General features: G+C 52.2%; 14 protein-coding genes. 10 read left to right on the top strand and 4 right to left on the bottom strand.

Features of this window, described 5'->3' with window-relative positions; genetic code table 11:
- The first annotated feature begins 358 nt into the window (after nucleotides 1–358).
- Nucleotides 359–1,009, top strand: coding sequence for an START domain-containing protein (locus Q8L79_RS00215; protein WP_305266976.1), 651 nt, complete (start codon nucleotides 359–361; stop codon nucleotides 1,007–1,009).
- A gap of 81 nt (nucleotides 1,010–1,090) precedes the next feature.
- Here the strand turns inward: Q8L79_RS00215 and Q8L79_RS00210 are convergent, their stop codons facing one another.
- Nucleotides 1,091–1,324 carry a hypothetical protein gene (locus tag Q8L79_RS00210; protein ID WP_305266974.1) on the bottom strand — a complete coding sequence of 78 codons (234 nt, stop codon included), beginning with the start codon at nucleotides 1,322–1,324 and terminating at the stop codon, nucleotides 1,091–1,093.
- Between the two features lie 273 nt (nucleotides 1,325–1,597).
- On the opposite strand from Q8L79_RS00210, the gene Q8L79_RS00205 reads away from it, so the two are divergent.
- The 9 genes from Q8L79_RS00205 to Q8L79_RS00165 all read left to right on the top strand — a co-directional run bounded on the left by Q8L79_RS00205 (nucleotide 1,598) and on the right by Q8L79_RS00165 (nucleotide 17,104).
- The gene (locus Q8L79_RS00205; RefSeq protein WP_305266973.1) at nucleotides 1,598–1,831 is read left to right on the top strand and encodes a hypothetical protein; all 234 of its coding nucleotides are present in this window, start codon (nucleotides 1,598–1,600) and stop codon (nucleotides 1,829–1,831) included.
- An 86-nt stretch (nucleotides 1,832–1,917) separates the two neighbouring features.
- Nucleotides 1,918–3,054 carry an efflux RND transporter periplasmic adaptor subunit gene (locus Q8L79_RS00200; RefSeq protein WP_305266972.1) on the top strand — a complete coding sequence of 379 codons (1,137 nt, stop codon included), beginning with the start codon at nucleotides 1,918–1,920 and terminating at the stop codon, nucleotides 3,052–3,054.
- Nucleotides 3,055–3,130: 76 nt separating this feature from the next.
- Entirely contained in the window at nucleotides 3,131–6,331 is a 3,201-nt protein-coding gene (locus tag Q8L79_RS00195) for an efflux RND transporter permease subunit (RefSeq protein ID WP_305266971.1), read from the top strand.
- Complete coding sequence (locus Q8L79_RS00190; RefSeq protein ID WP_305266970.1) at nucleotides 6,328–7,968, top strand: efflux transporter outer membrane subunit; 1,641 nt, start codon at nucleotides 6,328–6,330, stop codon at nucleotides 7,966–7,968. The genes Q8L79_RS00195 and Q8L79_RS00190 overlap by 4 nt, the downstream gene beginning before the upstream one ends.
- A 176-nt stretch (nucleotides 7,969–8,144) precedes the next feature.
- Nucleotides 8,145–10,526 (top strand): phosphoketolase, encoded by a 2,382-nt coding sequence (locus tag Q8L79_RS00185; protein WP_305266969.1) that lies wholly within the window; start codon nucleotides 8,145–8,147, stop codon nucleotides 10,524–10,526.
- 24 nt (nucleotides 10,527–10,550) lie between these two features.
- The gene (locus Q8L79_RS00180; protein ID WP_305266968.1) at nucleotides 10,551–13,064 is read left to right on the top strand and encodes a glycogen/starch/alpha-glucan phosphorylase; all 2,514 of its coding nucleotides are present in this window, start codon (nucleotides 10,551–10,553) and stop codon (nucleotides 13,062–13,064) included.
- Nucleotides 13,061–13,699 (top strand): histidine phosphatase family protein, encoded by a 639-nt coding sequence (locus tag Q8L79_RS00175; RefSeq protein ID WP_305266966.1) that lies wholly within the window; start codon nucleotides 13,061–13,063, stop codon nucleotides 13,697–13,699. The genes Q8L79_RS00180 and Q8L79_RS00175 overlap by 4 nt, the downstream gene beginning before the upstream one ends.
- Before the next feature lie 31 nt (nucleotides 13,700–13,730).
- Nucleotides 13,731–15,815 (top strand): glycogen debranching protein GlgX, encoded by a 2,085-nt coding sequence (gene glgX / locus Q8L79_RS00170; RefSeq protein WP_305266964.1) that lies wholly within the window; start codon nucleotides 13,731–13,733, stop codon nucleotides 15,813–15,815.
- Complete coding sequence (locus Q8L79_RS00165; RefSeq protein WP_305266962.1) at nucleotides 15,812–17,104, top strand: acetate/propionate family kinase; 1,293 nt, start codon at nucleotides 15,812–15,814, stop codon at nucleotides 17,102–17,104. The genes glgX and Q8L79_RS00165 overlap by 4 nt, the downstream gene beginning before the upstream one ends.
- Nucleotides 17,105–17,384: 280 nt before the next feature.
- Here Q8L79_RS00165 and Q8L79_RS00160 read toward each other — a convergent pair whose 3' ends face one another.
- From Q8L79_RS00160 to Q8L79_RS00150, 3 genes are all read right to left on the bottom strand, one after another.
- Entirely contained in the window at nucleotides 17,385–18,017 is a 633-nt protein-coding gene (locus Q8L79_RS00160; protein WP_305266961.1) for an ion channel, read from the bottom strand.
- A 212-nt stretch (nucleotides 18,018–18,229) separates the two neighbouring features.
- Complete coding sequence (locus Q8L79_RS00155; protein WP_305266982.1) at nucleotides 18,230–18,355, bottom strand: glycine zipper domain-containing protein; 126 nt, start codon at nucleotides 18,353–18,355, stop codon at nucleotides 18,230–18,232.
- Nucleotides 18,356–18,520: 165 nt separating this feature from the next.
- Nucleotides 18,521–18,907 carry a Rap1a/Tai family immunity protein gene (locus Q8L79_RS00150; RefSeq protein WP_305266959.1) on the bottom strand — a complete coding sequence of 129 codons (387 nt, stop codon included), beginning with the start codon at nucleotides 18,905–18,907 and terminating at the stop codon, nucleotides 18,521–18,523.
- Between the last annotated feature and the right edge of the window lie 990 nt (nucleotides 18,908–19,897).

Genomic DNA, 19,897 nt, shown 5'->3' with positions numbered 1-19,897 from the left:
TCTTGATTAGCAAGATGCTTCAGCTAGCACCGTCATACTGGCAGGGATGCCAGTATCCAGAGCCAGGGATGGTAACTTTCCGATACCGCTGTGGCCTGATTTAGGCTTGATGCCAAGCCATAGTCTCACATCCATGTGACTGGATTCCGGCATCCCTGCCAGAATGACGAGATTTTTGGTGCTAGCTGAAGCATCTTGCTAATCAAGATGATTCTTGAGCTGATAATGTATGAGTATTACCGGTCGGATATAGACATCGCTACAGTTAAATAAAATTGTTATGTCTTGTGTTTGCAATTCAACACATAAGCTAAAACTATCAATCTTTTAGCTTTTATCATTGGGATTTTATGACGAAATGAATAAAATGTTTTTATGGCTAAGCTTATTCACTTTAATCTACGAATTCACATCAACAGCAATAGCGAGTGACTGGAACTTAGAGCTGGACGAAGAATCCATTCAGATCTATACGAGAAATACTACGGAAGGTAATTTCAAAGAGTTTAAAGGGATAACTAAATTAAAAACATCTCTAAATAGCATGGTTTCTCTGTTGGAAGACGCGGAGGCCTGTAAACAATGGGTGTATAAGTGCATAAATGAACAAACATTGAAAGTAATAAGCCCATATGAAAAATATAACTATTTGCTATCTGATGGAAACCCTTTAAGTGATAGAGATTCTATAGTTCACATCATTAGAGCTCAAGACGTTGAATCCAGAACAGTGACTTTTAAGGTTACAGGCGTTCCCGATTTTATCCCGGAAAAACAAGATATAGTCAGGGTGCCAATGATTAATGGATCGTGGACATTAGAACCGGATAACGATGGTAATACCATTATTACACTTCAAAATAATAGCAATCCGGGCGGTAGTATTCCTGACTTTATAGCCGATTATTATGGCATTTACACTCCGTTTTACACGCTCTTAAAATTAAAAAGCATAGTAATGAATAAAAAATATCAAAAGGTAAATAATTTAGTTGATGAGTTAAAATAAACTAATAATTTTTCTCCTGCCTGCGCGGGACTGCGAGACGGTATCTACGGGACTGGATATTGCGCCAAAGGCTGAGTGTGATTACGCATCACTTCTTGAATGCGGCCATTGCTCCAGCGCGGCCAGCTGTCCATAGCGATACAGCGCCACGTTGATATGTTTGGACAACGCCAGTGCATCCCGTACCAACGCGCCGGGCAATGTGTAGATGTTATGGATGGTGCCGGTGATGTTTTCCGCAGTCCGGAAAGGTTGCATAAAGCCGACTGGCGCGATCACCGGTACTTTACCGCTTTCTACATCTTTCGAACTCAATACGCCATACGAAAGAATACCTATCCGGACTAACTCGAAAAATCAGCGACTTTTATATTCCAAAGCCTGTGAGCCCAGTGCATGAAGCAGGGGCAGTCAGTCGAATCTTCAAAGCAAATAAGGCGCAACATGAATCTTGGACTAAGGTCCAATAGCGCGGCCTGCCCAGGTAGGAATACAGTAATTACCTATCATCTTGAGATTAACCAATCCGTTTTCCGGCAAAGCATTAACAGTTTGCTGTTTGGGCGTTGATCATAGGGAGCTTTCGTGATGAACCAAATTAATACTCTCACCCACCATCTTGCAACGCTTCGTGTGTTTTTTGGCCGTACTGCGTTACTCATCTTCGCGATGCATGCTGCCGGATGCGGCGATAAGGACAAAGAGGAAGCCCAGACGCCGCCAGTCACAGCAACGCCCCAGCCTGCGCAACCGGCATCTGCAATTGCTCTGACTCCGAAGCCCGAGAGAGGTGAGCTGACGCTGCCCCTGAGATTTTTCTGAGGAATTGATCAGGTAAGCACTTAAATACAGGACATGAGTTTCAGGCTGGAGATAGTCAAAAAACAATTCTTGGATGAGGAGCCAAAATGAATTTTTATGCGCTAGTTCAGCGAGGGTCGCAGATAAAATCCGGACTTGCAATTTGCACGGTCAGCTTGGCATTGCTCGCGGCGTGCGGACAAAGCGAAGAACCCGCCAAAACCGACGAGACGATACGGCCAGTAAAACAGATGAAGGTCGGCGGTTCCCTGGCAGGAAAGACCCGAAAATTGCCCGGTACGGTACGCGCTTCCGATCGCGTCGATCTGGCGTTTCAAGTGCCAGGCCCACTGGTTGAACTTCCGGTTAAAGAAGGTCAAAGAGTCAAGAAAGGAACGCTCGTCGCACGCATTGATCCCAGGGACTATGACACCAATCTACGCAACGCTGAAGGGGGGCTGGCGAAAGCTGAAGCAGGGCTCACTTACGCCATCGCTGAATACCATCGTTATGTAAAAGTCAAGCAAACCGATGCCGGAGCTGTCAGCGATTCGATGGTTGCGCTAAAACTGGCCTCCGAAAAGGTCGCCCGCGCCGAGCTGAAATCCGCGAAAGCCACTGTTACTGCGGCCAGGGACCAATTGGGATACACCCGTTTAAAGGCCCCTTTCGATGGAGTGATCGCCCGAAAGCACGTTGATAACTATCAGGAAGTGCAGGCCAAGGAGGTAATACTCAGCTTACAGAATGTGAAAGACGTGGAAGTATTAATTGACGTTCCTGAGCTGATGATTGCGCCGATCCGTAAAACAGAACCCCGCTTTTATGCCGAATTGGCCGCGGACTCAAATCGGCGATACGAGTTACAGGTTAAGGAGTTCGCGACCCAAGCCGATTCGGTTACACAAACGTATCGCGTGGTGCTGGTGATGCCTGCGCCGACCGGTATCCGAGTACTTCCTGGAATGACGGTTGACGTTTCCATTGAATTTACCGAAGAAACCGAGGGGGGAGCGGAAATCTTGATACCGGCAATCGCCGTAATTGCCGACAGCGCCGGTAAACCGCAAGTCTGGGTGATCGATCCGCAAACCCAGAAAGTGCAAAGACGTGCCGTGACAACAGGCGATTTATCCGGAAGCGACAGTATTCGAATTGTCAGTGGATTGAATCCGGATGAAACCATAGCGGTCAGCGGGGTCAGCAAGCTCCGTGAAGGCCAAAGGGTTCGGGCGCTTGAATAAAACCGTTAATCCTGTCCAAAAATGACAAATCCTGCACGATTCTAATTATCAATTAGACCAAGGGGGACCCAAGCAAATGAATTTAGCGGAGTGGAGCATACGTAAAAGCGTCATCACTTGGGTGATGATCGTGCTGATGTTGGTGGTCGGCTGGCAGTCTTACCAGGCCTTGAGTCGTTTGGAAGACCCAGAGTTCACGATCAAGGAGGCTGTGATTTTGACCCCTTATCCCGGCGCGTCTGCCGTGGAAGTGGAAGAAGAGGTCACCAACGTGATCGAGAAGGCCGCGCAGGAAATGGGGCAGTTGGATAAAGTCGAGTCGCATTCATACCGCGGTCTCTCCAACGTAAAAGTCGAAATGAAAGATGAGTACGACAAGTTTTCGTTGCCGCAGGTATGGGACGAGCTGCGCCGCAAGGTCAACGACGCCCAGGGCAAATTGCCGCCCAAAGCGGGCCCTTCGCTGGTCAACGATGATTTCGGCGATGTTTACGGCATTTATCTCGCGATTACTGGTGAAGGCTACAGCTACAAGGAAATGTACGAATACGCCAAATACCTGCAAAAAGAATTGCTGAAAGCGACCGATGTCAAGCGCATCGTCCTTTACGGGGAACAAAAGGAGGCGATTTACGTGGAAATGCGCCGCGAAAAAATGGCGCAGCTCGGCATCTCTCCGACAGACATCTACACAGCCTTGCAAGCAAAAAACATTGTTGCGAGCGCAGGTAATTTCAGTTTGGGGCAGGAATTCATACCAATTAACCCGACCGGCGAGTACAAATCGGAACAGGATTTCGGCGATCTTCTGATTACCTCCCGTGGGCAGAAATCCCAAAGCCTAGTGTACTTGCGCGATGTGGCTGACATCAGGCGCGGCTATCGAGAACCGCCAACGACGCTGCTGCGCTTCGACGGACAGCCCGCCATCGGCTTGGGAATTTCGACCGTATTAGGCGGTAACGCCATCCTAATGGCCGAGTCATTGGATCAGCGCTTAAAGGAGCTCGAATCGATGCGCCCGGTGGGCATCGAAACCCACATCATTTCCCATCAGGCGCAATCGGTGACCACGGCGCTAACCGGCTTCATCGTGAACCTGGCGGAAGCCGTGGCCATCGTGGTCGGCGTGCTGCTGGTGTTCATGGGTTTGCGTAGCGGCCTGATTCTCGGCGTGGTGCTGATGGTAACTATCATGGGTACCTTCATCGTAATGAATATGCTTAATATCACCTTGGAGCGCATCTCCTTGGGGGCGTTGATCATTGCCTTGGGCATGTTGGTGGATTGTGCCATCGTGGTCACCGACGGCATGCGCATGCGTATGGCGCAAGGACAAAACGGCGACGATGCGGCGCGCGACATCGTCGGCCAGAACGCGTTGCCGATGCTGGGCGGCACCGCGGTAGCGATTATTGCTTTTGCCGCGATCGGCACTTCCGAGGATTCCACCGGCGAGTATTGCCGCACCTTGTTCTCGGTGATCCTGATTTCGCTCTCGTTTAGCTGGCTGACCTCGGTCACCTGCACACCTTTGTTATGCAAGACCTTTCTCAAAACCGGTGCCGTTGCCACGAGCGGCGACGTGGACCCTTATTCGGTAGGGTTTTACGGAAGTTACCAGCGTTTCCTGATTTTCTGCCTGCGTTTCCGCTGGGTTGTGGTGGGCATTGTCGTGGCGCTGTTTATCTCAGCTCTTTTTGGATTTGGTTTTGTCAAGAATAGCTTTTTCCCCGACTCCACTCGTCCGCAATTCTACGTCGATCTTTGGTTCCCGGAAGGCATGGACATCAAGGAAACCGACCAGCGCATCAAAGAGGCCGAGAAGCTGATCAAGAAGCACGAAGGCGTGACCCATTTGACCAGCCAGCTGGGCGGCGGCCAGGTGCGCTTCCTGCTGACGTATACGCCGGAACACAGTTACCGCAGTTTCGGACAGATCCTGGTCGATGTCGACGATTACACCCGCATTGCCACGATGGCCCCGCGTGTTCAGCAGGAACTCGAAGCGCTCTATCCCGATGCGGTCGTGAGCGTGCGGCTGTTCGTCCTGGGCCCGTCGACCGGCGGCAAGATCCAGCTGCGCATCTATGGAGCGGACGCCGAGGAATTACGGCAATTGGGCGAGAAAGCCGAGTCTATCCTTTTAGCGGAGCCGACCGCCAAGGCGGTGCGCAACGAATGGCGCGACAAAACCAAGATGCTCAGGCCGCAATTGGCGGAATCCCAGGCGCGCCGCGCCGGCATCGACCGCCCTGAGGTGGCCGAAGCGCTGGCGATGGCGTTTGAAGGCCAGATAGTCGGGATTTACCGCGAGCGGGACGAATTGATCCCGCTGGTGGCTCGATCTCCGGCAGCCGAGAGCGCCGATCTGGACAGCCTGGGAGCTGTGCAGATCTGGAGTCCGGCTGCGCAAGCGATGATTCCGATGGGGCAAGTGGTGTCTTCTTTTCCTCTCGAATTCGAAGACGCGCATGTATGGCGCTGGGACCGGCGGAAAATGCTGCGCATCCATGCCGACCCCCGCGAAGGATTGCCAAGCGAAGTCTTCGTCAAAGTCAAGGCGGAAATCGAACAAGCCCTGGGCGTGGATATCAACGCGGTGCTTGGCAAATCCTCCGATGAACCGGTTGAGGAATTCGATGCGTCCACCCTCAAAGTCGGCGATAACAATCTATGGCCGATCAAGGATAAGCCGGGCTATTACATGGCCTGGGGCGGCGAAGCCGAAGATTCCGCGCGCGCCAATTCGCGCCTGACGAGTTCGATCCCGGTGTTTTTCGGCCTGATGGTATTGACGGTGTTGATTCTGTTTAACTCCCTCAAACAGACCCTGATCATATGGCTGACGGTACCGTTGGCCCTCATCGGTGTTACCCTTGGTTTGCTGGTTTTTCATCAGCCATTCGGCTTCATGGCGCTGCTGGGGCTAATGAGCCTTTCTGGTATGGTCATCAAGGCGTCGATTGTACTGATCGATGAAATTAACGTTCAGATCGGCCAGGGGGCGAGGCCGTATCAGGCAGTGATGCGCTCCGGTGTCAGCCGTCTGATTCCCGTGACCATGTCTTCCGGTACGACCATGCTGGGCATGATCCCTTTGTTTACCGACGCCTTTTTCATCGCGATGGCGGTGACGATCGTATTCGGCCTTGGCTTTGCGACGCTACTGGTCTTGATCGTCGTTCCGGTGCTGTATGCCATTTTTTACAAAGTGGAAGTAGAAGACCAAGCGCAAACCGGGCAGCGCAATCCGAACTTAGGGAAGGGGGAATGACTATGCAAGGCAAGAAGAGTGACGGCAAGCAGTCAAATTCCAGCGTTACCCGTATTCTCCACGGCTTGACTGGTATGGCTGCGATGCTGCTGGTGAACGCCGGTTGCACGGTAGGGCCGGATTATGCCAAACCCGAAGCCGCCGTGGAAACCCAGTGGATCAACCAGTCCGATTCTCGGGTCAGCCAGCGCGAAGCGAAACTGGCTGACTGGTGGAAAGTGTTCAAGGATCCGGACTTGGATCGGCTGGTTGAAGCGTCTCGGCGGCAGAATTTAACATTGCAACTGGCGGGGGTCCGCATCCTGGAAGCACGGGCGCAACTGGGTATCGCCACGGGCTCCGAATATCCTCAACTGCAACAACTGAACGGTGATTTAGGTTATCAGCAAATCAGTGCCAATGCGCCGAACACCAGTCCTCTGATCGACCGCAATTTCGGCACTGTCGGCATAGGCTTTGATGCCGGTTGGGAACTCGACCTGTGGGGCAAGTTCCGCCGCGGCGTGGAATCGAGTCTGGCTAATCTGGACGCTTCGGTTGCCGGTTACGACAACGCCCTGGTGTCGCTGACTGCCGAGGTGGTACGCACCTATGTGGTGCTTCGCACCACCGAAACCCGCATTCAGGTCGCCCGCGACAACGTGAAAATCCAGCAACGCACCTTGGAGATCGCCGATGCGCTATTTTCCGGTGGTTTGATTCCCGAACTGGATCACCTGCAGGCAAAAAGCCTACTGAGCAGCACCTTAGCGACCATCCCGCCATTGCAAGCCAGTGTGCGCCAGGCGAAAAACGCCTTGGGCGTGTTGCTCGGTCAACCGCCGGGACGGGTAGACAGTTATGTGGCGCAGTCCCGCCCGATACCTGCCGCGCCTGCCGAGATTGCAGTCGGCGTGCCAGCCGATTTGTTGCGGCGCCGTCCCGATATTCGCCTCGCCGAACGTCAGCTTGCAACGCAGAGCGCGCTGATCGGCGTGGCCAAAGCGGATTTATATCCGCATTTTTCGCTGCTCGGTTCGATCAACCTGCGCGCCAGCGACGCCGCGCTGACTTTTGCCTCGGCTGGCGGTAGTGAACTGGGTGATGTTTTCAACGCCAAGAGCTTCCAATACTTTATCGGACCCAGCCTGAGCTGGGACATTTTCAATTACGGACGCATCACCAACCAGGTGCGCGTTGAGGATGCCCGCTTCCAGCAATTGATCGCCGATTATCGAAGCACCGTGCTAAACGCCGCCAAGGAAGCGGAAGATGCCACCATCAGCTTCCTAAAATCTCAGGAACAACGCAATGCGCTGCAAGACACCTATGAGGCGGCCAAACGATCGACCGAATTATCGCTGTATCAATATCGGGAGGGGCTGGTCGATTACCAGCGCGTACTGGATTCCCAACGCAATCTGGTGAACTCGCAAGAGTCGCTGGTGATTGTATCCGGCGACATCGCCACCAATCTGATTGCGCTCTATAAAGCCATGGGCGGAGGCTGGGAAACGCGAACTGAAAAGGATTTCGTCGACAAACCGGTACAACAACAAATGAACGAGCGGACGGATTGGGGTGATCTACTGGAACCTCAACAGCTTGATTTACCCCCAAAAGAAAAAGACAACTGGTGGCGCCTACCGGATTGGTAATTGTGATGAGCACATGGAGCTGAAAAAGCCATGCTGGCGTGATTGCTCGTTAAGTAAACACGATTTTAACGAGTCAGCACACTTGGCTAAATGTTGTTTAAACCAGGACTTACTGGATTTAAGCATCCATTAGCTTTATCGAACAGAAACAATTCAACAAAAATCAGGAGTATCCCATGACTGAAACGACCTTGAACAATCTCAAACCACTCGACCAGGAATCCTTGCGCAAGATACATGCCTACTGGAGAGCCTGCAATTATCTGGCCGCCGGTATGATTTATCTGCAGGAAAATCCTTTACTCAGAGAACCGCTCAAACCCGAGCAGATCAAGAACCGTCTTCTTGGTCACTGGGGCGCCAGTCCGGCATTAAGTTTTACCTATATCCATCTCAACCGTCTGATTAACGACTACGATCTTAATGCGATTTTTATGGCCGGTCCAGGTCATGGCGCGCCGGGCGTTCTGGGTCCGGTGTATCTGGAGAGCACATACTCGGAAATTTATCCGAACAAAAGCGAAGACCTGGAAGGTATGCATCAGTTCTTTAAGGAATTTTCCTTTCCCGGCGGCATCGGCAGCCACTGTACGCCGGAAACGCCGGGCTCCATTCACGAAGGTGGGGAACTGGGTTACAGTGTGTCCCATGCCTTTGGCGCGGCATTCGATAATCCCGACCTGCTGGTGGCGGTCGTCGTCGGCGATGGCGAAGCGGAAACCGGACCTTTGGCGACTTCCTGGCATTCCAACAAGTTTCTGAATCCTGCCCGCGACGGCGCGGTTCTTCCCATCCTTAATCTGAACGGTTACAAGATCAATAATCCGACTTTATTGTCGCGCATCAGCCATGAGGAGCTTGAAAATCTGTTCAAAGGCTATGGCTGGACGCCTTATTTCGTTGAAGGCAGCGATCCCGAAGTCATGCATCAACGCATGGCTGCCGTCATGGAACACTGCGTCACCGAAATACGTAAAATTCAGGAGACGGCCCGCGCCGGCGGCGTTCCGGAGCGGCCCAGATGGCCGATGATCATACTGCGCAGTCCGAAAGGCTGGACAGGACCGAAAGAAGTGGACGGGCATAAAGTGGAAGGATTTTGGCGAGCCCACCAGGTGCCTCTGGCCGGAGTCAAGGAAAATCCGGCGCATCTGAAACAACTGGAAGACTGGCTGCGCAGCTACAAACCGGAAGAGCTGTTCGATGCAAACGGCCGCCTGATCTCCGAACTGAAGGAGCTTGCGCCAAAAGGCGTGCGGCGCATGAGTGCCAATCCCCATGCCAATGGCGGCCTGTTGCGCAAGGCATTGCGTCTGCCGGATTTTCGCGACTACGGCGTCAAGGTAGACAACCCCGGTCAAACCGAAGTCGAGAACACCAAACCCTTGGGCGTTTTTTTGCGCGATGTCGTCAAGCTCAATCCGACTAATTTCCGCGTGTTCGGCCCGGATGAAAACACCTCCAACAAGCTCGACGCCATCTATCAGGCCAGCAAAAAAATGTGGATGGCGGATTATTTGCCGGAAGATGCCGACGGCGGCGAATTATCGCCGGATGGGCGGGTCATGGAAATGCTTTCCGAACATACCCTGGAAGGATGGCTGGAAGGCTACCTCCTCACAGGACGCCACGGTTTTTTCTCCAGTTACGAAGCTTTCGTGCATGTCATCGATTCGATGTTCAATCAGCACGCCAAATGGCTGGATATCAGCAACGATCTTTCCTGGCGCGCGCCGGTTTCATCGCTCAATTTGCTGATCACCTCAACGGTATGGCGGCAGGATCACAACGGTTTTACCCATCAGGACCCGGGTTTTCTGGATGTGGTTGTCAATAAAAGCCCTGAAGTTACGCGCATTTATCTGCCGCCGGATGTCAATACGCTGTTGTCGGTGGCCGACCATTGTTTGAAGAGTACCGACTATTTCAACGTGATCGTTTCGGACAAGCAGAAACACCATCAATTTCTGGACATGGACGCCGCCATCGAACATTGCACCAAAGGCATCGGCATCTGGGACTGGGCGAGCAATGACCAAGGCTCGGAACCCGATGTGGTCATGGCGAGCTGCGGCGATATTTCGACGCAAGAAGCCTTGGCAGCTGTCAGTCTACTGCGGGAGTATTTTCCTCAATTGAAAATCCGCTTTATCAACGTGATGGATCTTTACCGTCTGACGCCTGAGAGAGAACATCCGCACGGGCTTTCCGACCGGGATTTCGACAGCCTGTTCACCATCGATAAACCGGTGATATTCAACTTTCACGGCTATCCCTGGCTGATTCACCGTCTCGCCTACCGCCGCACCAATCATAACAACATGCATGTGCGCGGCTACAAGGAAAAAGGCAATATCAATACGCCGCTCGAATTGGCTATTCGCAACGAGGTCGACCGTTTCAGCCTGGCCATCGATGTGATCAATCGGGTTCCGGGGCTTAACGTGGCCGGCGCCCATGTCAAAGAAAAATTACGCGGCATGCAGATCGGTTGCAGTCACTATGCTTATGAACATGGCATAGACAAACCCGAGTTTGCGTCCTGGAAATGGTCCTAATAATCGTGCAGCGAGGATATCGCCATGACAAAAAAGAATAAGACCGCCGAAGCTGAAAACGCGGTTGTTACTTTGCTTGGATATGAAAACAGGCTGACGAGTGCTCAAGAAATAAAAAATGCAATTTACGATCATCTTGTACACAGCTTAGGAACGCCTCACTTTGTGGCTACTAGGCATGATTATTACAAGGCTTTGTCGCTGAGTGTGCGCGACAGATTGCAACAGCACTGGATTCAAACGGTAGAGAGCCTTGAGAAAGATATGAAAGTGGCATGCTATCTGTCCGCAGAGTTTCTGATGGGCCCTCATCTAGGCAATAATTTACTTAATTTAGGTATTGAAAATGAGGTCAGGCAAGCGCTTGCCGAAATGAGCTTCGAGCTGGACGAAGTGCTGGCCGAAGAGGAAGAGCCCGGTCTCGGCAACGGCGGCTTGGGCCGCTTGGCCGCCTGTTACCTGGATTCCCTGGCAACCCTCGAGCGGCTTGCGGTCGGATACGGTATTCGCTATGAATTCGGCATTTTCGATCAGGAAATCCGTGACGGATGGCAATGCGAGATAACCGATAAATGGTTACGCAAGGGCAACCCATGGGAAATAGCCAAACCCGATGTCATTTACACTGTTAATTTCGGTGGTTGTACCGAACGTTACCAGGATGACGAAGGTTATCAGCGGACTCGATGGATACCTGATCGGGCGGTTAACGGCATGGCTTATGATACCCCCGTCCAGGGCTATCGGGTCAACACCTGCAACACTTTGCGGCTATGGAGCGCCGAGGCCTGTGAAAGTTTCGACTTTCAGGCTTTCAACGCCGGTGACTACTATGCGGCAGTGAACGAGAAAGTGATCTCCGAAACGCTGACCAAGATGCTTTATCCCAATGATGAGCCCGAGATCGGCAAGAGGCTGCGCCTGGCGCAACAATACTTTTTCGTTTCTTGTTCGTTGCAGGACATGCTGCGCCTTCTCGATATTTGGGGACAACCACCGCAGCGTTTTCCTGATAAGTTTGCGGTACAGCTTAACGATACCCATCCGTCTATCGGAGTGGCCGAACTCATGCGGCTATTGGTCGACGAACGACGGCTGTCTTGGGACGAAGCCTGGGACATTACCGGGCGCACTTTCGGCTATACCAATCACACCTTGCTGCCCGAGGCGCTTGAAACTTGGCCGCTGCCTTTGTTCAGAGAAATGTTGCCGAGGCATCTGGAGATTATTTATGAAATCAATGCCCGGTTTCTTGCCGTGGTACGCGAGAGCTATCCCCAGGATGAAGAGCGGATTAAACGGCTGTCGTTGATTGATGAAAATGGTGAAAAACGTATTCGCATGGCCCATCTTGCCTGTGTTGGCAGTCACTCTATCAACGGTGTGGCGGCATTGCATAGCGAACTCTTGAAACAAAATGTGCTCAAGGATTTTTATGAATTATGGCCGGATCGCTTCAATAATAAAACCAACGGCGTGACGCCCAGGCGTTTTATGGCTTTGGCCAACCCGAAACTGGCCGAATTGATCACCCGCACAATCGGTGACGGATGGGTTACCCATACCGAGCAACTCAGAAATCTCGAACCTCTCGCAGAGGACGCAGCGTTTCGCAAACAATGGCGCGCCGTCAAGCAGTCCAATAAACAGCAACTCGCCGACTATATCCGCAAACAGACCGGTATCGAGCTCGACCCAAGCTGGTTGTTTGATGTTCAGGTCAAGCGTATTCATGAATACAAACGCCAGCATTTGAACATTCTTCACGTTATCACGCTGTATAACCGACTGAAGCGTGATCCGAAGCTGGCTATCGCGCCGCGGGCATTCATTTTCGGCGGCAAGGCGGCCCCCGGTTATTTTATCGCCAAACGTATCATTAAACTGATCAATGCGGTGGGTGAGGTGGTCAATAACGATCCGGACGTGAATAAATATCTGCGCGTCGCGTTTGTACCCAATTTTAATGTACAGAATGGCCAACTGATATACCCGGCAGCCGATCTGTCCGAGCAGATATCAATGGCAGGCAAGGAAGCGTCAGGCACCGGCAACATGAAATTCACCTTGAATGGTGCCTTGACCATCGGCACATTGGATGGCGCCAATGTTGAAATACGAGAAGAAGTGGGCGCGGATAATTTCTTCCTGTTCGGACTGAGCACTGAAGAAACCGTCAAACTTCAGCAGCAAGGCTATCGCCCTTACGCTTACGTCGAAGGCAATCCGCAACTGGCCGACGCGATTTCGCTGATCGCATCGGGGCATTTTTCCAATGGCGACGCCGAGGTATTCCGTCCTTTGGTGGACAATCTGTGCCAGCATGACCCCTTTCTTGTGTTCGCCGATTACGCCGAATATATCGACTGTCAGGACAAAGTCGCCAGGGTCTGGGCGGATCCGGAAAAATGGACCAGGATGTCGATTCTGAATACCGCCAGAGCAGGCAAGTTTTCCTCGGATCGCGCGATTCGTGAATATTGCGATGAGATTTGGCAGGTACCCGCGACTCCTATTATTCGGCGAGATGACCTATGAGCTTAAAAATCTATTTGTTACGGCATGGCGAGACAGAATATAGCCGGCGGGGCGCCTTTTGTGGAGATCTGGATATCGACCTAACCACGGAAGGAAACCGGATGGCACACTCTTTTTCAGAAGCCTATCGTTCGATCCCCTGGACTGATGTTTATGTCAGTCCGATGAAAAGGGCTATCGCAACAGCGCGGCCTTTATGCGACGCCTTGGGCCTGCCCATGCAGATCAGGGATGGGCTCCGTGAAATCAGTTATGGCGCGTGGGAAGATCAGGAGCAGGACGCTGTCAGGCAACTTTACCAGGAAGACTATCTCCGTTGGCAGACTGATCCGGCCTGGAACCCGCCGACCGGCGGAGAAACCGCTATTCAGATTGCCGCCCGCGCCCTTCCCGTTATTACGGAAATCGAGTTCAGGTACAAGACCGGCAATGTGCTGGTGGTATCGCATAAGGCGACCATCCGCATCATTCTTTGTAGCCTGTTGGGAATCGATGTCGGCCGTTACCGGGATCGGATCAACGCACCCGCTGCTTCCGTTTCGATTATCAAGTTTGTTGCTTATGGGCCGATGCTGGAAGTTTTAGGCGACCGAAGCTACATGCCCGAGCATTTGCGCAACCGCGCCGGCACTTGATGTCCAAGCCAAAATTTTAGGGAGTGACGCAATGACTCTTACCTACCAATCAAGCGATGGTTCGTATTTACCTACCGGCGCCACAGTCAGCGATGCCGGTGTCAATTTTTCAATTTTCAGCCGTCATGCCACGGGAGCCGAGCTTTTGCTCTATGAAGCTGCCGGAAGCCCAGAGCCATTTCAGATCATCAGCCTCAATCCCAAAACGAACAGGTCGTTTTTTTTCTGGCATGTGTTCGTCGAAGCGCTTCCGCTCGGAACCCATTATACCTGGCGCATGTTTGGGCCTGGCGATACGGCTTCGACGGGGAGACGCTTCAATGCCAAAAAGGAACTTATCGACCCTTGGGCCAAGGCGGTTACCGATGTTTTTTGGAATCGGCACCGCGCGTCCGATCCGGATGACGAAAGCCGCTCATCGTATCGGGCCGTGGTCGCGAAATCGGATTATTTCTGGGCGAACGAACGCGCCTGTAAACGGGGGCTGGAAGGCGCGGTGATCTATGAATTGCATGTCGGAGGATTTACGCGCCATCCTTCCGCAGGCGTCGGACATCCCGGCACGTTTGCAGGATTGATTGATAAAGTTCCTTATTTGCAGGAACTTGGTATTACGCATGTTGAGTTGTTGCCGGTTATGGCTTTCGACGAACAATGCGTGCCGGACATCGTGATGGCAAAGGGATTGAAGAATTATTGGGGCTACAACACGCATAGCTTTTTCAGTCCGCACCCCGGCTATTGCATAAACCCCGAGCTCGGATCGAATGCGCATGAATTTAAGGATCTGGTTAAAGCCCTGCATGATGCCGGCATCGGCGTTATTTTAGATGTGGTTTTCAACCATACGGCGGAAGGCGGTTACGATGGGCCCACGATAAACTTCAAGGGCTTCATTAACGAAATTTTTTATCATCTCGATCCGCATAACCGGAACTATTATCGCGATTACACCGGCTGCGGCAACACTGTGAATTGCAATCATCCTCTGGTTACGCAGTTCATTGTGCATTGCCTAGAGTATTGGGTCGAAGAGATGCATGTCGACGGTTTCCGCTTCGATCTCGCCAGCGTCTTTACGCGCGGCGAAGACGGCACGCCGCTAGCCAATCCGCCGCTGCCTTGGCGGATCGAATTTTCGCATGCGCTAAACGAGGTGCCAATGATCGCGGAAGCATGGGATGCTTCCGGCCTTTATGATGTGGGATCGTTTCCGGGCCTGCGCTGGGCGGAATGGAACGGCCGCTATCGTGATGTGATTCGGCGTTTTGTCCGCGGCGACCCGGGGCTGATCGGCCAAGCGGCATCATGCATTGCCGGCAGCAGCGACCTTTATGCGGACGAGGGCCGGTTGCCACTGCACAGCATCAATTTCATCAGTTGTCATGACGGCTTCACGCTTCACGATTTGGTCAGCTACAACGGTAAACACAACGAAGCCAATGGAGAGGACAATCGCGACGGCTGCGATAACAATTTATCCTGGAACTGCGGCGCTGAAGGCGAGACTGATAATGAGGAAGTTTTAACCCTCAGGCGGCGGCAAGCCAAAAACCTGATGAGCATCCTGCTATTAAGCCAAGGGGTTCCGATGCTGCTCTCCGGCGATGAGGTACTGCACACGCAAAGAGGCAATAACAATGCCTATTGCCAGGATAACGAACTTTCGTGGTTTGACTGGAGCTTGGTCGAAAAAAATCGCGATATGCTGCGTTTCGTCAGGGAGCTGATTGCCTTAAGACGTCGGCACCCGAATCTGAACCGGCGCGAATTTCTGAGCGGCGAGCAGGTAGGCGGGCGCGGCCTTCCCGATATTACTTGGCATGGCTATCGGCTTGACGAGCCGTTATGGTTCGATTTTAGCGCTCAATATTTGGCTTACACCTTGGCCGGGCAAGCCGAAGATGAGGAAGATTTGTATGTCATTTTAAATATGTCCGAGCGGACAGTGGAGGCACTCTTGCCCGAGATTCCGGGACGTTTATGGCACTTGGCGCTGGATACCTCGCGCACAGAGCCGGATGACATCATGCCTCGCAATCGGCAGAAGGCTCACGAAAATTCGTCTTACCGAATATCCGGACGCACGGTCGCCGTTTTCGAGGCGCGTGGGTGATTAAAGGCGGCGCTCCTAAGGTACTGGTCATCAATTGCGGCAGTTCTTCGATCAAATACGGACTGTTTGCAATGGAGCCGGGGCATCTGCTTGCCGGTGGGTTGTTGGAGCGTATCGGTGAAAGCGGGAGCCTGATCCGGCATCGCACAGAAAATGCCCAAGGCGAACTGGTGGAGAACCAGAATGAAATCGAAGCCCCCGACCATCGCGCGGCCTTCGCCCATATTGCCGATGTTTTACGCGGCACGGTCGGATTTGAAGCCGGGCAGGGGCCGGACGCGATTGGTCATCGCGTAGTCCATGGCGGTGAGGCTTTTTCGGTATCGGTGGCGATCAATCAGGCGGTCATCGATACGATTCGAAATTTGATTCCGTTGGCGCCGCTGCATAATCCGGCCAACCTGACCGGCATCGAAGCCTGCCGGGAAATTTTTCCGTCCGTACCGCAAGTAGCGGTGTTCGATACCGCTTTTCATCAGAGCATGCCGCCCCGCGCTTTTCGCTATGCCGTCCCGGAAGCCTGGTATAGCCGTCATGGCATACGCCGCTATGGATTTCACGGCAGTTCTCATCGCTATGTCGCAAACCGGGCGGCCGACTATTTGCAGCGTCCGCTTGAGGAACTTGGCTTAATTACCCTGCATCTCGGCAATGGCGCCAGCGCCGCAGCCATACAGCACGGACGCAGTATCGATACCTCGATGGGCTTCACCCCTTTGGAAGGTTTGGTCATGGGAACCCGGTGCGGCGATTTGGACGCAGCAATACCGCTGCATCTGGAAAAGGTGCTGGGCCAGAGTGCCGACGAGCTTCAGGAAGCCCTTAACCGGGATTCGGGATTGAAAGGCTTTTGCGGCAGCAACGACTTGCGCGAAGTGCTGGCAGAGGAACAATCCGGCGACGAACGCGCCCGGCTGGCATTGGATGTTTACTGCTATCGCATACGAAAATATATCGGCGCTTATTTTGTTGCGCTGGACGGTCTGGACGCACTGGTTTTCACCGGCGGAGTCGGCGAAAACGCGCCTTTGATTCGAAGCCGGGTCTGTCAGGGCTTGGAAAAGCTCGGCATCGCCATCGATCCGGCAGCCAATGACAGGACAGTTGAAGAAATCAGCGATATAGGGCGTGGCGGCCATTCCGTTCGCGTTCTGGCCGTGCGCACCAACGAGGAGTTGCAGATTGCGCGGGAAACGCTTTCGGTCTTAATTGAACCCGAAAAAACAGTTGAGCATTCCAAAGCCCGTTCGCCAAATGGGGGCGTGGAGTCCGCTTCAACTGATTTTTAGACTCAATATCCATCGTATCGCATTAAAGAAGGGGATCATCTCCCAGGCAATTACGCTACGTCGGTATGACGCGGTAAGCCCCCTCTCCCTCAGGGAGAGGGCGGGGGTGATCTGGATTTGATTCTTCGTGCCGATAACGTCGATGCAGCCCTGCGTATCATCAAAGGTATTCATAAACCTTGAACTCAGCCTGATGAGGTCAGACATTGGTTCAACACTGTTTAGTTAAGCCTGGCGAACCATGAACGGCTTAACGGCATTGGGCAGTAGCCTTAAGCCGTTATCTGCGTTCGTTCAAAAAAAGCCCTACCAATCCAGCCAGCATAATTGCAATGTAGAGCTGGCCGCCAATCGCTTCGAAATAGGCGAGCGTCCGCGCCAGCGGCGCAACCGGGGTAATGTCTCCGTACCCCAAACTGGCCAGGGTTACAAAGCTGTAATAGAGCAGGGTATCCATCGGCGCCTTGCCGTCAAGCACTTCGATACCGTTGAACGAGCCCGGCAAAAATTGAAAGATTAATCCGTACAGGATCGCCCAAATAAGACCCATCAGCAGATAAACGCACATGGCGCCGAACAGCAAATTGCGATCGACCCTGGTTCCTCCGAACACATGCTTGGCCGCAATGACAGCGCTGGTGACGGAAAACAAAAGGACTACCGCTTTTATGCACAATTCGATGACGATGCTGTTATAAAAAACATCGATGGCGGAGAACGCAACGCTCAACAAAGCAAGCGCTAATCCGAATTTGAAAAACGTGTTTTCTCGAGGCAGGCCCCAGACTCCAATCAACATCAAACCGCTGTATCCAGCCTGCACGGCAACCCGTATCAAAAAAGCATTCTTTGCCAAGGCGGGAAAGGTGCTTAGCAAAGGCATCAGCAAGAAAAGCAATAGTAAACCGGACATAAGGAAAGCGTAATTGCCGGCTTTTGACCGCCGGGTTAGCGTAGGCATATAAGACAACTATCGAGAAAAACAGGGGCTTGCTTAATATGGGAACGTAAGCAATGGTGCGGGCTTAAGCAGCACCTATTTACTGATACATGTTTTGGCGACGCAGCCGCCGGATTGTCTGCCGGTTCCGGCATCGTATTTTTTATTTTTCAGGTTTATCACGGCTATCGATAGGCATCTCTTTGCCCTTGTTGGTAGGCCCGCTGTTCGGCTTCTTTGTGTTTGCCATACAAATACCCGCCTGCGGTGCCGGCGGCTGCACCGATTGCGGCTCCCACCCATGCCGGCATTGCCTGCGATCGCGCCAATTATCGCTCCTCCTGCAGCTCCGCCCAAACCGCCGGTTACAGTGCGTTGCTGAGTATCCGACATGCCGGCGCAACCGGCTAAATGGGTAACGACTAATATCGCTATGACTAAAATCGAGAATCTTTTCACGTTGTATCCCCTTTCATTTATTTTTTACATGGCCATTTTGCGGTTAAAAACCTGAATTCCGTTTCGACCGGTGCTTCGTTCATATATTGAGGGTGTGTCTGCGCCCATGAAATAAACATGGCGATAGTCTCGTTGCGCGAGGGCTTAGGCTCTGGAGGACAAAACAGCTTCGCTCCCTGTTGATCTGCCGTCTGGGCTTGATGATAATGATAGGCGCCGACCAAATAACCATGGCAAAAATGGATTGCTTCCCGATAATGGGGGTCCTGCGGCGAAGCAGTACAGAGATTGAGAAAGTTTTGTGTCTTTTGGGCTACGAAATCTTCATCGGTAACATTGGCTTTTGCGGCTCCAGTAACAAATAAAGCGAATAACAAGAGGGGGGCTAGATGTTTTAGTTGCATGGGTAATCTCCTTGATGTACGCCAGTGTCTCATTACGAAATATACTCTCTAAAACAGGGTAAAGCATCTCAAAAAAGCCTTAAAATTCACTCTTTTATGGGCGGCAGGGTCATCGCGCTTAAATTTTAACCATTTGAAATCAATATGATACAAATGGCTGTTTCGTACTTTTTTACATTAAATCACGAAATTTGAAAGAGTCACATTCCTAACCGATTGATTGCCCCATGATTATAAAAGTCAATCCAATTTAAGCTCGATTGCCCTGCATCCTACGGTATTAGCTATTGACCTTTGGTCCAATTGCTAAGATTTCGCAAATTTGTTAATAATTGTTCTTGATTAGCAAGACGCTTCAGCTAGCGCCGTCATACTGGCAGGGATGGTAACTTTCCGATACCGCTGTGGCCTGATTTAGGCTTGATGCCAAGCCATAGTCTCACATCCATGTGACTGGATTCCGGCATCCTTGCCAAAATGACGAGCTTTTTGGCGCTAGCTGAAGCATCTTGCTAATCAGGTAATTGTTTAGCAGCTTAAACGTAAGAGGAACCACGACATGACGAACACGGACGTCTTGTCCACCGGCGCTGGATTTTGGGGGAATCACTGGATGGCTCGTCCCTGTTGGAGACCCAGGAAATTGGCCCGGTAGCCGATACTGTCGGTCTTTACGAGGCCGTGAAGAACATGCGCGAGCGGCGCCCATCGGCAAGTCAGCGATCCTCGCTGTGATCTTGCCAGCCACAGTTCCGATGCTGGTGCTATTCGCCATCGAAATTCCAATCAAGGAGTTGTTGCTGAAGATATTGGGCTCCTTGGCGTAGCGGCGCCGCGCTGAGCATTGAAACTGTTTGCTGTGAAAATGTCCCCCTATGCAGAATGCCGTTACGAACCCATAAAAAACCTGAGAAATGCAAAATCCCAATTCGCTTTCTTGCTCGTCGCGCTGCCACGGGCTCTTCAAGAGCCAACGTCAACCTATGCAAT

The sequence above is a fragment of the Methylobacter sp. genome, from assembly GCF_030680395.1.
Classification (GTDB): Bacteria; Pseudomonadota; Gammaproteobacteria; order Methylococcales; family Methylomonadaceae; genus Methylobacter_A.
This window is presented reverse-complemented; position numbering and strand designations above follow the sequence as displayed.